Annotated in this window: 13 protein-coding genes; 5 read left to right on the forward strand and 8 right to left on the reverse strand. The window is 75.0% G+C overall.

Going from position 1 to position 14,211, the window contains the following annotated elements:
* Positions 1 to 143 precede the first annotated feature (143 nt).
* From ACFW6A_RS23750 to ACFW6A_RS23780, 7 genes are all read right to left on the reverse strand, one after another.
* Positions 144 to 1,799, reverse strand: a complete 1,656-nt coding sequence (locus tag ACFW6A_RS23750; RefSeq protein ID WP_386642595.1) for a dipeptide ABC transporter ATP-binding protein — start codon at positions 1,797 to 1,799, stop codon at positions 144 to 146.
* A complete protein-coding gene (locus tag ACFW6A_RS23755) occupies positions 1,796 to 2,785 on the reverse strand; it encodes an ABC transporter permease (RefSeq protein WP_351856677.1) in 990 nt (329 codons plus the stop codon). Before ACFW6A_RS23755 ends, ACFW6A_RS23750 begins: the two co-directional genes overlap by 4 nt.
* Entirely contained in the window at positions 2,782 to 3,759 is a 978-nt protein-coding gene (locus ACFW6A_RS23760; protein ID WP_386477117.1) for an ABC transporter permease, read from the reverse strand. Before ACFW6A_RS23760 ends, ACFW6A_RS23755 begins: the two co-directional genes overlap by 4 nt.
* Positions 3,756 to 5,486, reverse strand: coding sequence for an ABC transporter substrate-binding protein (locus tag ACFW6A_RS23765; protein WP_351856673.1), 1,731 nt, complete (start codon positions 5,484 to 5,486; stop codon positions 3,756 to 3,758). Before ACFW6A_RS23765 ends, ACFW6A_RS23760 begins: the two co-directional genes overlap by 4 nt.
* Positions 5,487 to 5,662: 176 nt before the next feature.
* Positions 5,663 to 5,758: an Ms4533A family Cys-rich leader peptide gene (locus tag ACFW6A_RS23770; protein WP_351856671.1), complete on the reverse strand. Its 96-nt coding sequence runs from the start codon at positions 5,756 to 5,758 to the stop codon at positions 5,663 to 5,665.
* 86 nt (positions 5,759 to 5,844) lie between these two features.
* Positions 5,845 to 7,317 (reverse strand): DUF3152 domain-containing protein, encoded by a 1,473-nt coding sequence (locus ACFW6A_RS23775; RefSeq protein WP_386642599.1) that lies wholly within the window; start codon positions 7,315 to 7,317, stop codon positions 5,845 to 5,847.
* Between the two features lie 7 nt (positions 7,318 to 7,324).
* A complete protein-coding gene (locus ACFW6A_RS23780) occupies positions 7,325 to 8,305 on the reverse strand; it encodes an alpha/beta hydrolase (protein ID WP_351856668.1) in 981 nt (326 codons plus the stop codon).
* A 185-nt stretch (positions 8,306 to 8,490) separates the two neighbouring features.
* Between ACFW6A_RS23780 and ACFW6A_RS23785 the strand changes: the two genes are divergently transcribed.
* The 4 genes from ACFW6A_RS23785 (at position 8,491) to ACFW6A_RS23800 (ending at position 10,507) form a co-directional block, all read left to right on the forward strand.
* Positions 8,491 to 8,706, forward strand: coding sequence for a hypothetical protein (locus tag ACFW6A_RS23785; protein ID WP_351856666.1), 216 nt, complete (start codon positions 8,491 to 8,493; stop codon positions 8,704 to 8,706).
* Positions 8,707 to 8,853: 147 nt separating this feature from the next.
* Positions 8,854 to 9,513, forward strand: coding sequence for a TetR/AcrR family transcriptional regulator (locus ACFW6A_RS23790; RefSeq protein WP_351856664.1), 660 nt, complete (start codon positions 8,854 to 8,856; stop codon positions 9,511 to 9,513).
* 136 nt (positions 9,514 to 9,649) lie between these two features.
* Positions 9,650 to 9,877, forward strand: a complete 228-nt coding sequence (locus ACFW6A_RS23795; protein WP_351856662.1) for a DUF3107 domain-containing protein — start codon at positions 9,650 to 9,652, stop codon at positions 9,875 to 9,877.
* Between the two features lie 354 nt (positions 9,878 to 10,231).
* Positions 10,232 to 10,507: a hypothetical protein gene (locus ACFW6A_RS23800; RefSeq protein ID WP_351856659.1), complete on the forward strand. Its 276-nt coding sequence runs from the start codon at positions 10,232 to 10,234 to the stop codon at positions 10,505 to 10,507.
* An 82-nt stretch (positions 10,508 to 10,589) separates the two neighbouring features.
* Here ACFW6A_RS23800 and ACFW6A_RS23805 read toward each other — a convergent pair whose 3' ends face one another.
* Positions 10,590 to 11,342 (reverse strand): ferritin-like fold-containing protein, encoded by a 753-nt coding sequence (locus tag ACFW6A_RS23805; RefSeq protein WP_351856657.1) that lies wholly within the window; start codon positions 11,340 to 11,342, stop codon positions 10,590 to 10,592.
* Between the two features lie 483 nt (positions 11,343 to 11,825).
* Between ACFW6A_RS23805 and ACFW6A_RS23810 the strand changes: the two genes are divergently transcribed.
* A partial coding sequence (locus ACFW6A_RS23810) for a DEAD/DEAH box helicase (RefSeq protein WP_386642602.1) occupies positions 11,826 to 14,211 on the forward strand: 2,386 nt, incomplete at its 3' end.

Genomic DNA, 14,211 nt, shown 5'->3' on the forward strand with positions numbered 1-14,211 from the left:
TCCCACAGCGGGAAGAACGTAAGCGCAGCGACCGGTGGTGCGACGGACGGTTGTCCGTCGCACCACCGGAAGGGGTGAATGCACGTAACTTTCCCCGCCCGGTCGCGTTCCGTCGCGGTACGCCCCCGCGGGGTCACGGAGGGTCAGATTCCGGCGGGTTCGGGGTGCCGGGCGCGGCGGGCGCGGCGTTCGTCGGCGAGGGCCGGGTCGAGGGCGGGGACGGCGGCGAGCAGGCTCCGGGTGTACGGGTCGCCGGGGGCGCCGTAGACCTGCGCCGCGTCGCCCTGTTCGACGATCCGGCCGCCGCGCATCACGGCGACGCGGTCGCTGACCCGGCGAACGACGGCGAGGTCGTGGGCGATGAAGACGAGCCCGAGGCCGAGTTCGGCCTGGAGGTCGGCGAGCAGGGCGGTGACCTGGGCCTGGGTGGTGACGTCGAGGGCGGAGACGGGTTCGTCGCAGACGATGACGCGGGGTTCGGCGGCGAGGGCGCGGGCGATGCCGACGCGCTGGCGCTGGCCGCCGCTGAACTCGTGGGGGTAGGCGTCGATCCGGCCGGGGTCGAGGCCGACGCGGTCGAGGAGGTCGCGGACCCGGGCGCGGGTCGCGCCCTCCCCCGGGCCCCGGGGGGTGAACTCGGCGATGGAGTCGCCGATGGTGCGGCGGGGGTTGAGGGAGGAGGCGGGGTCCTGGAAGACGAGCTGGAGTTCGCGCCGGAAGGGACGGAGGCGGCGTTCGTCCAGATGGCCGATCTCCTGGCCCCGGTAGCGGAGTTCGCCGCCGGTGGGGTCGAGGAGGCGGACGAGCATCCGGCCGAGGGTGGTCTTGCCGCTGCCGGACTCGCCGACGAGGCCGAGGGTCTCGCCGGCGTGGAGGGTGAGGGAGGCGTCGGCGACGGCGGTCACGGCCCTCCGGCCGCGGCCGAACTCCCTTCGCAGGCCGACGGCTTCGAGGAGCGGCTCGCCCTTCGGCGGGGCCGAGGGGGTGCGGACCGGTCCGTCGAGCCGGGGCACGGCGTCGAGGAGCCGCCGGGTGTACGGGGCGGCGGGGGCGCCCAGTACCCGGGCGACGGGGCCGCGTTCGACCTCGCGGCCGCCGCGCATGACGAGGACCTCGTCGGCGCTCTCGGCGGCGACGCCGACGTCGTGGGTGACGAGGAGGAGGGCGGTGCCGGTCTCGTGGCGGAGTTCGTGGAGGAGGTCGAGGATCTGGGCCTGGACGGTGACGTCGAGGGCGGTGGTGGGTTCGTCGGCGACGAGGAGCCGGGGCCCGCAGGCGAGGGCCATGGCGAGGAGGGCGCGCTGGCGCATGCCGCCGCTGAACTCGTGGGGGCGGGAGCGGGCGCGGCGGGCGGCGTCGGGGATGCCGACGCGGTCGAGGACCTCGGCGGCGCGGGCGCGGGCGGCCCGGCGGGAGGCGGGGTGGTGGAGCCGGTGGACCTCGGCGATCTGGTCGCCGACGGCGAGGTGGGGGTCGAGGGCGGAGAGCGGGTCCTGGAAGACCATGGCGGCGGTGCCGCCGCGCAGCCGGCGCAGCTCGGCGGGCGGGGCGGTGGCGGGGTCGGTGCCGTCGACGAGGACGGTGCCGGTGACGCGGGCACCCGTGCCCCGGTGGAGGCCGAGGAGGGCGGCGGCGACGGTGGACTTGCCGCTGCCGGACTCGCCGACGAGGGCGAGGGCGCGGCCGGCGCCGAGGGTGAGGGAGAGCCGGTCCACGGCCCGTACGGTGCCGTCGGCGGTATCGAACTCGACGGTGAGGTCGCGGACTTCGACGAGCGGGCGGTCGGGGGCCGGGGTCATGCGAGGACCACCCTTCGGTCGGCGGCGGCGTGGAGCAGGTCGGCGAGGACTCCGGCGAGGACGACGAAGACGCCCATGACGAGGGTGACGCCGACGACCACGGGCAGGTCGATCCGGCGGACGCCCTCGATGAGGGTGCGGCCGAGGCCGGGGATGCCGAAGAGGGATTCGGTGAGGACGGCGCCGCCGAACATCGAGCCGAGGTCGACCGCGCTGACGGCGAGGACGGGCGGGACGGCGCCGCGCAGGGCGTGCCGGGTGACGAGGGTCCGCTCGGTCGCGCCGTAGGCGCGGAAGGTGCGGATGTGGTCGTCGGCGAGCGTCTCCAGGACGGAACTGCGGGTCAGCCGGGCGTATTTGGCGGACTCGAAGAGGCCGAGGGTGAGCCAGGGCAGCAGCATGTTCCAGGCCCACTGCTCGGAGTCCTCGCCGAGCGGGACGTAGGAGGGGAAGGGCAGCCACTGGAGGTGGGCGCAGACGAGCATGAGGAGGAGCAGGCCGAGGATGAAGACGGGGGTGCCGGTGCCGGCGAGGGTGAGGACGGTGAGGACGCGCTCGGTGGGGCCGCCGCGCCGGAGCGCGGAGAGGAGGCCGGTGCCGACGCCGACGAGGAGCCAGACGACGAGGGCGCCCAGGGCGAGGGAGGCGGTGGCGGGGAGGCGTTCCAGGATGAGCGCGGTGACCTGCTGGTCGGTCTGGTAGGAGAGTCCGAGGCAGGGCGCGTCGCAGCGGACGGGCTCCGTGCCGGTGGAGTACTCCCGGCCGGTGGCGATGCCCTGGAGGAAGTGCAGGTACTGGGTGAACGTCCCTTCTTCGAGCCCCAGTTGCGCGCGGACCTGGGCGATCTGCGCGGGGTTGCAGCGTTCGCCGCAGGCGAGCCGGGCGGGGTCGCCGGGGAGCACGTAGAAGAGGGCGTACACGAGGGCGGAGAGCGCGAGGAGGACGAGCGCGGCGCCGGCGAGGCGGCGGAGCAGGTAGCGGGTCATCGGTCGGTCTCCTTGGCGGTGCCGACGCGCAGCCGGCTCGCCTCGCGCGGGTCGAGGGCGGTGCGGACGGCGTCGCCGAGGACGGTGAAGGCGAGCACGGTGACGAAGAGGAAGCCGGCGGGCAGCAGGACGTAGGCGGGGTCGGCGCGGAACCAGGTCTGGGCGGTGGAGAGCATCTGCCCCCAGGAGGGGGTGGGCGGGGTGACGCCCACGCCGAGGAAGGAGAGGGAGGCCTCGACGACGATGTTGGCGGGGACGAGGATCGCGGCGTAGGTGAGGACGGGGGCGGCGAGCGCCGGGAGGAGTTCCCGGCGGGCGGTGCGCCACCGGCCGGAGCCGGCGAGCCGGGCGGCGGCGACGTGGTCGAGGTTCTTGAGGGCGAGGGTCTGGGCGCGGACGATCCGGGAGGTGCCGGCCCAGCCGAGGAGGCCGATGACGAGGATCAGGAGCAGTGGACGGGGGAAGCCGCGGGGGACGACGGCGGTGAGGGCGATGGCGAGGACGAGCATCGGCAGGGCGACGAGGACGTCGGTGGTCCGGCCGAGGATCCCGTCGGTCCAGCGGCTGCCGAGTCCGGCGGCCAGGCCGACGAGCAGGCCGATGAGGACCTGGAGGGCGGTGGCGCCGACGGCGACGAGGAGCGAGATCCGGGCGCCGTACAGGAGGCGGACGAAGAGGTCGCGTCCGGTGCCGGGTTCGACGCCGAGCCAGTGGTCGGCGCTCGCCCCGCCGAAGGGGCCGTACGGGACGCCGCCGCGGGCGGAGTCGACGAGTTCGTCGTGGTACGCGTACGGGTCCTGGCCGGTCAGCGCGGCGAGGAGCGGCGCGGCGGCGGCGAGGAGGACGAGGAGGAGCAGGACGGCGGCGGAGACGAGGGCGGCGGGGCGGGTGCGGAGCCGTCGCCACACCTGCCGGGCGGCGCCCGTGGCGGGGGTGCCCGCCACGGGTGCCGGTACGCCGGTGAGCGCGGTCACTTGACGGCGACCTGGGAGATGTCGAGGACGCCGGTCCAGTCGCTGATGACGACGTTCTTGACGTCCTTGCCGACGAGCCGCTTGTAGACGGGGTGGAAGAGGGGCACGTCGAGGGCCTGCTCGCCGATCTTCTTGTCGAGGGCGCCCCAGCGTGCGGCGGCGGCCTTCAGGTCGGTGAGCTTGCTGATCTCGTCGATCTCCTTGTTGACGGCCGGGTCGTTCAACTGGGCGTGGTTGTAGTTGGAGCCGTTGGCGACGATCTGGCGGCCGTCGAAGATGGGGGCGAGGAAGGCGCTGCCGGCGGGCCAGTCGGCGCCCCAGCGGGAGAGGAAGAAGCCGGGGGCGTCCTTGACGCTCCAGCGCTTCTCGTTGAAGGAGTTGGGCTCCTGGCCGTCGAGTTCGACGGTGATGCCGGCCTTGGCGAGGGCCTCCTGGACGGCGGTGGCGATCTCGGGGCTGGTGGCGCGGTTCTGGGCGGTGGAGTGGAGCAGGGTGATCTTCAGGCCGTCGGGGTGTCCCGCCTCCTTCAGGAGCTGCTTCGCCTTGGCCGGGTCGCCGGTCTTCCCGGCCGGGAAGTGGTCGTAGGGCTCGAAGCCGAACGCCTCCTTCTCGGGGAGGAAGGTGGTGGCGGGCTCGGCGAGGGCGGAGCCGCCGGCGGCGTTGACGACGCTGGTGCGGTTGATCGCGTAGGAGATCGCCTGGCGCACCTTCGGGTCGTCGAAGGGCTTCACCTTCGGGTTGAAGGCGAGGTAGTTGGTGAAGCCGAAGCGGCCGGTGCCGACGCGGGCGGCCAGGGCCTTGTCGGAGGCGGTCTGGGCGAGTTCGGCGGGGCCGAGGTTGGTGTCGGTGGTGACGGCGGCGGCGTCGGGGCCGGCGGAGGTGGCGAGGCGCTGGTTGATGACGGCCTCGTCGAGTCCGGAGCGGACGTCGATGCGGTCCGGGTAGGCCTTGCGCTCCTCGTCGGTCTTCGGGTCCCAGTGCTCGTTGCGCTCCAGGACGAGCCGTTCGCCGTCGTTCTCGTTCTTCACGACCTTGTACGGCCCCGAGGAGACGGGGTGCTCCTCGTACTTCGCCCCGGTGTCCTTGGCCTTGGGGACGGGGGCGAACTGGGTCTGGGTGGCGACGAAGGGGAACTCGCCCTCGGGCTTGCGGAGCTTGAAGACGATCGTCCTCGGGTCCGGGGTGACGATGGAGTCGAGGCCCCCCGGGTCCTTGTAGGGGCCCTGGTAGGTGTCGCCGCCGATGAGCCAGTCGCGCAGGTAGGGGGCGCCGCCGGAGAGTTCGGCGGCGAAGGAGCGCTCGATGCCGTACTTGACGTCGGCGCTGGTGATCGGGGTGCCGTCCTCGTACTTCAGGCCCTCCTTGAGGGTGTACGTCCACTCGGTGGCGTCCTTGTTGGGGCGTCCGGTGTCGGTGGCGAGGTCGGGGACGACCTCGGTGCCGGCGGCCCCGTTCTCGCGGTTGCGGGTGGTGAGGGTGCGGAAGACGAGCGAGGGGACGTTGCCGCCGCCGGAGGTGTAGAGGCGGGCGGGGTCGAAGTCGCTCTGGGCCTCGGAGTTGAGGACGGTGAGGGTCCCGCCCTTGCGGGGCGCCGCACCGGCGTCCGTGCCGGAGCCGGCCTTGCCGCCCGCCTCCTGGGGTCCGGCGCAGGCGGCGAGGCCCGTGGTCAGCACCAGACCGGTGGCGGCCACGGCCAGGCGGCGGGAAAGAGCGGACGAAGGACGCATGGGAAAGGGGCCTCTCGCGTGAACTGCGGCAGGGGAAAAGGGAATTCCGCGAACGCGAGGGAAAAGCCGGAAAGGGGGCGCGCCCGCGGGAGTTGCGCGGGTGCCGCCGAAAAAGGGAAAAGCCGCCGACGCGCACCCGGTTCAAGGGGTCCCGGGCGGGAAAGCGCCGGGAAGCGTCAGCGACAGAGAATGTCGGCGACCGCGTGTCCGGTCACGCCGAAGAGCGCCAGCTCGAGGGCGGCGCGTTCGGAGGCGGCGTGACGGGGCGACATGCCGAGAAATATCTACGAACGCCTGAACGATGTCAACGCGCGAACCGCATTCCGAGACGTGCGTCCCGGAATGCGGACACGGCGGATCAACTCCCCGGGTACACCCAGGGGTTGGGGCGGCAGACGATGCCGTCGATCTCCAGGGACTTCGTCTGCTGCTGCATCACGGGAGCGAGCGCGCCCGGCGTCCGGCAGGACACGTGGTTGTGGCCGAGCCGGTGTCCGACCTCGTGGTTGATGAGCATCTGCCGGTAGGCGTGCATCGCCTTCGGACCGAAGGTCTCCGCGCCCTGCGCCCAGCGGAAGGCGTTGATCATCACGCGCTCGGTGGAGGCGGAGTCGCAGGAGACGTTGTCGATGGTGGTGTCGAGCCCCGACTTGGCGCACCACGCGCCGGTGGTGCCGGGACTCGCGAGGGTGATGACGAAGTCGGGGTCCCCGCTGGAGATCCGCTCGAAGGTCATCGCGCCTTGGCCGGCCCAGCTGCGCTTGTCGTTGAGGGTCTGCTGGATCGCCCGCGCGAAGAGCTTGGCGTCGAGCCCGAGCCCCTTCTCGACGTCCACCCGGTAGCGGTACTTCTGCCCCGAGCCGGGCGCCTTGTCGAGCCCGGGCACGGCCTCGAACTCGCCGGAGCCGGTCAGCTTCGGGTCGATCGGGAACTGCCGGGTCATCAACTGCTCGTAGGTGGGCGCCGGTTGGCGCGTCGCGGGGGCGGGGTCCGGCGGGGTGGGCCGCTCGTCGGAGCGGGAGGCGGAGGTGTCGCCCGAGGCCCGGTCGGCCGGCTCCTGGGCGGCGCGCGCGGCGGGGGTCCCGTCCTCCCGGTCGGCGACCTGACCGGCGACGACGATCGCGAGACAGGTGGTGACGGCGGCGGCCGCGATGCCGGTGAGCGCCTTGCCCAGGCCGCCCCGGCCGCCGGCGCCGTCCGTGTCGCCCTCGGGGGCGGGGGACGGGGCGGGCCCGGCGGGCGGGGCCGCGGCGGCCCGGCGCGGCCCGGGGATCAGGGGCGGGGCGCCGGTGGCCGGCCCGTACCGCTCGGGCCCCGGCCGCAGGGCCTCCTCGTGCGCCGGATGCCCGCCCCGCACCGGAGTGCCGTGCGCGGGCGTGTGCGGAGCGGTGTGCGCGGGCGCGCCACGGCCGCCACCGGTGTACGCGGGCGTGCCGTGGGCGGGAGTGCCGGGGCCACCGCCGTGCGCGGGCGTGCCGTGGGCGGGCGTGCCGCCGTACGGGGGCGTCCCGTACCGGGGCGTCCCGTGCGCCGGGGTCCCGTACGGGGGCGCGGCGGGGGCGGCGGTCCCGCGCGGGGGCGTCCCCTGCGCCGGGGCGCCGTGCGCGGGCGCTCCCTGCGCGGGGGGCGGGTATCCGTGGAAGGCGCCGTGCCCGCGGGTGGTCCCCCGGGCCGCCGCGCCGCGCTCCTCCGGGCCGCCGTCGTCGCTCCGGCGGCGCCGGCCCGTGCCCGCTCCGCCCTCCACGACCGGTGTGCGCCCGGTGTCGGCCACCGGTGTGCGCCCGGTGTCGCCCGCCGAGGGCGCGGGCCCCTTGCGACTATGTCGTCCCACCCCGGGTTCAGCTCCCGTCGTGCCGCGCGTCGTGGTCCGCGATCAGTTCCCGCGCGGCCGCGGCGACCGTCTCGGGGTACTCCATCATCGCCACGTGACCGGCGTCGGGCAGGGTCAGCAGCCGCGAGCCCCGGAAGGCGGCGGCGGCCCTGCGGGCCATCCGGTACGAGACGAGCCGGTCACGGCCGCCGTAGATCAGGAGGGTGGGCGCGAGCACCCGCTCCGCCTGACGCCACAGGCCGTGCTGGCCGCCGAGCGTATAGGCGTCGACGATGCCGCGCGAGGAACGCGCCATGGCGTCCCAGAAGTACGGGAGTTCCAGCCGCCGCTCCATCTCCTCGACGGCGTGCCGCAGGCCCTCCTCGGTGACCAGTCCGGGGTCCCCGTAACAGAGGGCGAGGACGCCGCGGACGCGCTGCTCGGCGGTCCAGTCCCGGGAGAGGCGGGCGAAGAGCCCGGCGACGCCGGGCACGGCGAGCAGCGCCGTCGGCCAGGCGGTGCGCTGGGCGCGCAGCTCGGGCAGGGCCGGCGAGACGAGGGTCAGCGTGCGGACCAGGTCGGGCCGGACGGCGGCGACCCGGGTGGCGACGGCGCCGCCCATCGAGTTGCCGAAGAGGTGGACCGGGCCGCGCCCGGAGGCGTCGAGCAGCCGGATGACGGCCCGGGCGTGCCCGGTGACCGAGTAGTTGCCGTCGTCGGGCGGCGGGGAGTCGCCGAAGCCGGGCAGGTCGACGGCCTCGCCGTCGACGACGTCGGCGAGGAGCGGCATCAGGGCGGACCAGTTCTGCGAGGAGCCGCCGAGGCCGTGCACGTAGAGCGCGGGCGGCAGGCCGGGGCGGCCGCCGGGCCGGGAGCGCACGGTGAGGCCGAGTCCGGGGAGCGCGACGGAGCGGAGCTCCTCGCCGTCGGCGACCCGGACGGCGCGCGGGAGCGGCTTCGCCTCAGCGGCGTCGGCGGTCCGGGTTTCCGGCAGCTCGGTCGAGGACATGGCCGCAATATTACGAGACGATCACGCGGGCCCGGGTGTGGGTGCGGTCACAAGCCGCGCGGCGCCCGGGCCGGGCCACCGCCGGCGGCGGCTCGGGTGCGGGGGGAGGCCGGTGCTCCTACGCTCGAAGGGAGGTCATCCGCGCGGGCGGCCGCCCGCGTACGGGGAGGACGGGAAGGAACCGCATGACTGTCGATCCGTCCGAGCCGGACACGTTCCCCGAGGAAGAGGACACCGTGCTCGACGAGGAAGTCCCGGAGGCCGACGCGGCCGAGCAGCACAAGGAACTGCGTCCCGACGAGGACGAACCGCTCCACGACATCGACCACGACGCGGCGGACGAGGGGGACGCCTCCGAACAGGCGCGCGTCGTCACTCTCGACGAAGACGACTACCGCTGATTTGTTCGGTTTAATCTTGAATAGCCTGTCGACCGCGGCGTCCGGTCCGTGAAATTCTGCGTCCGCACCGCGCACAGCCGGGTTACCCAAAAGTACGATGGCCGCGCGGCGCGACAGCGCACATGGATCGAATTCTTGGGAGGCCGCGTGAGCGCCATCGAGCAGACAGAGGCAGCACGCCCTCGCGGCACGCGGCTGCCGCGCCGTGCCCGGCGGAACCAGCTGCTCGGCGCGGCCCAGGAGGTCTTCGTCGCCCAGGGCTACCACTCCGCGGCCATGGACGACATCGCCGAGCGGGCCGGGGTCAGCAAGCCGGTGCTCTACCAGCACTTCCCCGGCAAGCTGGAGCTGTACCTGGCCCTGCTCGACCAGCACTGCGAGGCGCTGCTCCTGGCGGTCCGCACGGCCCTCGCCTCCACCTCGGACAACAAGCTCCGGGTCGCGGCGACCATGGACGCCTACTTCGCCTACGTCGAGGACGAGGGCGGCGCCTTCCGCCTCGTCTTCGAGTCCGACCTCACCAACGAGCCGGCCGTGCGCGAGCGGGTCGACCGGGTGAGCCTCCAGTGCGCCGAGGCGATCTCCGAGGTCATCGCGGAGGACACCGGCCTGTCCCAGGACGAGTCGATGCTGCTCGCGGTGGGCCTCGGCGGCGTCTCCCAGGTCGTCGCCCGCTACTGGCTCTCCAGCGAGTCGCCGATCCCCCGCGACACGGCCGTCTCCCTGCTCACCTCGCTCGCCTGGCGCGGCATCGCGGGCTTCCCGCTGCACGCCGTGGACGGCCAGCTGAGCGCCGAGGGGCACTGACCGCCGCTCCGTTCCCGGCGCCTGTTCGCTCCTGGCGTGCGGCGGCTGAGCCGTGCGCGTCCCCTCACCGGGCTAATGTGTGCAGCGTACGGCGCGGGTTCATCGCGCATGGCTGACCGTTCGGAGGGACATAGCCGTGGAGGTCAAGATCGGCGTGCAGTACGCACCCCGGGAGATCGTTCTGGAGAGCGGGCAGTCCGCCGAGGACGTGGAGCGCGCCGTCGCGGACGCGCTGTCCGGCAAGGCGCCGCTGCTCAGCCTTGAGGACGACAAGGGCCGCCGGGTCCTCGTCCCGTCGGACAAGATCGCGTACGTGGAGCTCGGCGAGACCGCCGTGCGCCGGGTGGGCTTCGGCGCGCTCTGAGCCCCGGCCCTCGTGGAGGAGGCCCGGAGGGACACCCGTCCCTCCGGGCCTCCTCGCGTACGCCGCCCCGCGCACTGTCTCCGCGCCCCCGCCCCCGTTCCTCCGCGTACCCGCCCCCGCGCGCCCTTCCCCGTACGCCGTCCCCCGCGCGCCCTCCCCCGTACGCCCGTCCGGGTGCCTTCGGCGGCGGCCTCCCGGGGGCTCCGGCGCGTCCGGCGGCGGGGGCCGCGGCCGGGCCGGACGGGGGCGCGAGGGGCGCCGCGCCGGGGGCGGGGAGGATTGCGTTCCGACGGGCCGGGGTAGAGGGGGCTTGACCGCACCACCCGCCCCGCACCCCTCGCGAGGTGACCCACCGTGTTCCTGGAAGCCCTCGGTTCCGCCCTGCTCGGACTCGCCCTGGCCTGGGCCGCCGCGCACCGCCTGCCCGACCGCCTCCCCGCCCGGAGGACCGTCCTCCTCACGGGCGCGCTCGGCGCCGTCTTCGGCGCCCTGGTCACCCACGGGGCGCTCGGCCCCGGCCACTTCCTCGCCACCCTCGCCGGCGCCGTCGCGGTCGCGGCGGTGCTGCTCTCGCTGCTCGTCCGCCCGGCCGGCCACCGGCTGCGCCGATCATCCCCCGCGGCGTACTGACCGCCGCCCCGCACGCACGAAGGCCGCGCGGCCCGGGACCGAAGTCCCGGGCCGCGCGGCCGAGTCGTACCGTGACGGGGGCTCAGGCCGCGAGGCCCAGCGCCGCCATCCGCTTGGTGTGCGCCTCGGTGATCCGGGAGAACATCCGGCCCACCTCCGCGAGGTCGAAGCCGTCCGCGACCCCGCCGACGAGCATCGTGGAGAGCGCGTCCCGCTCCGCCACCACCCGCTGGGCCTGCGACAGCGCCTCGCCCATCAGCCGGCGGGCCCACAGCGCGAGCCGGCCGCCGACGCGCGGGTCGGCGTCGATCGCCGCGCGCACCTTCTCCACCGCGAAGTTGCCGTGGCCCGTGTCGTCGAGCACCGCGAGCACCAGGGCGCGGGTGTCCGAGTCGAGCCGGGCCGCCACCTCGCGGTAGAAGTCGCTGGCGATCGAGTCGCCCACGTAGGCCTTGACCAGGCCCTCCAGCCAGTCCGACGGGGCGGTCTGGCGGTGGAAGTCGTCGAGGGCCTTCGCGAAGGGCTCCATCGCGGCGGTCGGCTCCGCGTCCACGGCGGCCAGCCGGTCCCGCAGCCGCTCGAAGTGGTGGAACTCGGCGGAGGCCATCTTCGCCAGCTCCGCCTTGTCCTCCAGGGACGGCGCCAGCTTGGCGTCCTCGGCGAGCCGCTCGAAGGCCGCCAGCTCGCCATAGGCGAGGGCGCCGAGGAGGTCGATCACGGCGGCGCGGTACTGCGGCTCCGCCGAGGCCGTGGCCCAGTCCTCGGCGGCGATACCGGTGGGGGTGCCGTCGGTGTCGGTCCCACCGGCGGGCGTGGCGTTGTCAGGCGTCTCCATGGACGGCACAATAGCCCGCCCTCCGGGCACCGAAGGGGCTGGTCAGTCAGTGTGACCGTGCCCTCATCGCCATTTCGCCCGACACACATGCGCGATTCCGGGGTACAGTGATATTGCGCCTGCCGAGTATGCGGACATGCTTTCGCACGTTCGGACGTACCCGGTGGGCCGACGCATGAATGAGGATGCCCGGTCGGTGGCCCGATCGGCTCCGGCCCGACAGCCCTTCCGGCGCCTGCCGAAGGGTCCCTCAAGCGGTACGACGCTCGAGCGACGGCAGTGGTCCCGTGCCACCCGGCGGTGATCTTCCCCAGGATCCCGCGGGAAGAGCCCGGCACGATGACAGACCCCCTTCGTTCGCCTCGCGCCGCGTCTCACAGAAGAGGCAGCACCCTGACTACGTTCCGAGAGCTCGGAATCCTTCCCGAGACCGCCGAGGCGCTCGAAGCCGTCGGCATCATCAACCCCTTCCCCATCCAGGAGATGACCCTCCCGGTCGCCCTCACCGGCACCGACGTCATCGGCCAGGCCAAGACCGGCACGGGCAAGACCCTCGGTTTCGGCCTGCCGATCCTGGAGCGCGTCACCGTCCCCGCCGACGTCGAGGCCGGCCGCGCGAAGCCCGAGCAGCTGACCGAGGCCCCGCAGGCCCTCGTCGTCGTGCCGACCCGCGAGCTGTGCCAGCAGGTCACCAACGATCTCCTGACCGCCGGCAAGGTGCGCAACGTCCGCGTCCTCGCCATCTACGGCGGCCGGGCCTACGAGCCCCAGGTCGAGGCGCTCCAGAAGGGCGTCGACGTCGTCGTCGGCACCCCCGGCCGCCTGCTCGACCTGGCCGGCCAGCGCAAGCTCGACCTGTCGCACATCAAGACGCTCGTCCTCGACGAGGCCGACGAGATGCTCGACCTGGGCTTCCTGCCCGACGTCGAGAAGATCATCAACATGCTTCCGGCGAAGCGCCAGACCATGCTGTTCTCGGCCACCATGCCGGGCGCGGTCATCGGCCTGGCCCGCCGCTACATGTCGCGGCCCACGCACATCCGCGCCACCTCGCCGGACAACGAGGGCGTGACCCACGCGAACATCACGCAGCGCGTGTACCGGGCGCACAACATGGACAAGCCGGAGATGGTCGCGCGCATCCTCCAGGCCCGCGGCCGCGGCCTCGCGATGATCTTCTGCCGGACGAAGCGCACGGCCGCCGACATCGCCGAGCAGCTCCAGCGGCGCGGCTTCGCCTCCGGCGCGGTCCACGGCGACCTCGGCCAGGGCGCCCGCGAGCAGGCGCTGCGCGCCTTCCGCAACGGCAAGGTGGACGTCCTCGTCTGCACCGACGTCGCCGCGCGCGGCATCGACGTCGAGGGCGTCACCCACGTCATCAACTACCAGACGCCCGAGGACGAGAAGACGTACCTGCACCGCACCGGCCGCACCGGCCGCGCGGGCAACACCGGTACGGCGATCACCCTGGTCGACTGGGACGACATCCCGCGCTGGCAGCTGATCAACAAGGCGCTGGAGCTCGACTTCGCCGACCCGGTGGAGACGTACTCCAGCTCCCCGCACCTCTACACCGACCTCGACATCCCCGAGGGCACCAAGGGCATCCTGCCGCGCTCCGAGCGGACCCGCGCGGGTCTCGCGGCGGAGGAGCTGGAGGACCTGGGCGAGCCCGGCGGCCGTCGTGGCCGCGGCGGCCGCGCCGAGGCCCCGGTCGCCGAGGAGCGCCCGGCCCGCACCCGCACCCCGCGCCAGCGCCGCCGCACCCGTGGCGGCGCGGACGCCGACGCCCCGCAGGCGGCGGCCGGCGCCCCGGCGACCGCCGAGGCCACCGAGGCCCCGGAGGCCGTGGACGGCCCGCGCCGTCCGCGCCGCCGCCGCACCCGCGGCACCGGGCCGTCGACCGGCGGCATCCCGGTCGCCGGCGCCGCCCCGGCGACCCCCGAAGCGGCTCCGGCCGCGGAAGCCCCGCAGGCCGCCCCGGCGGTCGAGGCCGCCGCGCCCGCCGAGGCCCCGGCCGAGGAGACGGCCCCGCGCCGCCGCCGCGGCCGTGGCGGCCGTACGGAGACCGAGAAGACCGTCGCCGAGACGGTCGCGGCCCCGGTGACCGAGGCCGCCCCGGCGGCGCGGGCGGCCCAGGCCCCCGCGCCCGTCGAGACCCCCGCCGAGGAGACGGCTCCGCGCCGCCGCCGCGGCCGTGGCGGCCGTACGGAGACCGAGAAGGCCGTCGCCGAGGCGCCCGCCGCCCCGGCCCCGGCCTTCACCCCGCGCAAGCGGCGGGTCCGGCCCCGTCCCGAGGACACGGTGAGCTTCCAGACGGTGGAGACCGCCGCCGCCGAGCTGGCCGCCGCCCGCCGGAAGTCCGCCCCGGTCCCGGCCCAGGCGGCAGAGGCCCGCCCGGCGGGGACCGCCCCGGCGCGGACCGCTCCGGCCCAGGCCGCTCCGGCGCAGACCGCTCCGGCGGTCGAGGCCGCCGCGCCCGCCGAGGCCCCGGCCGCCGTTCCGGCGCAGGCCGTGGCCGCGCCGCCGCGCGCCCGGCGCCGGGTCACCCGCCCGGCCACCACTCCGGGCGCCGTCGTCGAGGCGGCTCCGGTCGCGGTCGAGGCCCCCGCGGCCCCGGCCGTCGAGGAGCCGGCCGCCCGCCCGCGCCGCCGCGCGGTCCGCAAGGCGTCCAGCCCCGTCACGGCCACCGCCCCCGCCGAGGCCGTCGTGGTCATCCCGGCCCCGGTCGCGGAGGCCCCGGCCCCCGCGGCTCCGGTCGTCGAGGCGCCCGCCGTCGAGGAGGCCCCGAAGGCTCCGCGCAAGCGCGCCGCCGCCAAGAAGACGGCCCCCGCCGCCACCGAGGCACCGGCCGCCGAGGAAGCCCCCA

It is taken from the genome of Streptomyces sp. NPDC058758 (assembly GCF_042746075.1).
Lineage (GTDB): Bacteria > Actinomycetota > Actinomycetes > Streptomycetales > Streptomycetaceae > Streptomyces.

What these genes read in the sequence shown, in the direction of transcription:
- ACFW6A_RS23750 (WP_386642595.1), bottom strand. Translation starts at nt 1,799, where the DNA reads ATGACCCCGGCCCCCGACCGCCCGCTCGTCGAAGTCCGCGACCTCACC.
- ACFW6A_RS23755 (WP_351856677.1), bottom strand. Translation starts at nt 2,785, where the DNA reads ATGACCCGCTACCTGCTCCGCCGCCTCGCCGGCGCCGCGCTCGTCCTC.
- ACFW6A_RS23765 (WP_351856673.1), bottom strand. Translation starts at nt 5,486, where the DNA reads ATGCGTCCTTCGTCCGCTCTTTCCCGCCGCCTGGCCGTGGCCGCCACC.
- ACFW6A_RS23770 (WP_351856671.1), bottom strand. Translation starts at nt 5,758, where the DNA reads ATGTCGCCCCGTCACGCCGCCTCCGAACGCGCCGCCCTCGAGCTGGCG.
- ACFW6A_RS23780 (WP_351856668.1), bottom strand. Translation starts at nt 8,305, where the DNA reads ATGTCCTCGACCGAGCTGCCGGAAACCCGGACCGCCGACGCCGCTGAG.
- ACFW6A_RS23785 (WP_351856666.1), top strand. Translation starts at nt 8,491, where the DNA reads ATGACTGTCGATCCGTCCGAGCCGGACACGTTCCCCGAGGAAGAGGAC.
- ACFW6A_RS23805 (WP_351856657.1), bottom strand. Translation starts at nt 11,342, where the DNA reads ATGGAGACGCCTGACAACGCCACGCCCGCCGGTGGGACCGACACCGAC.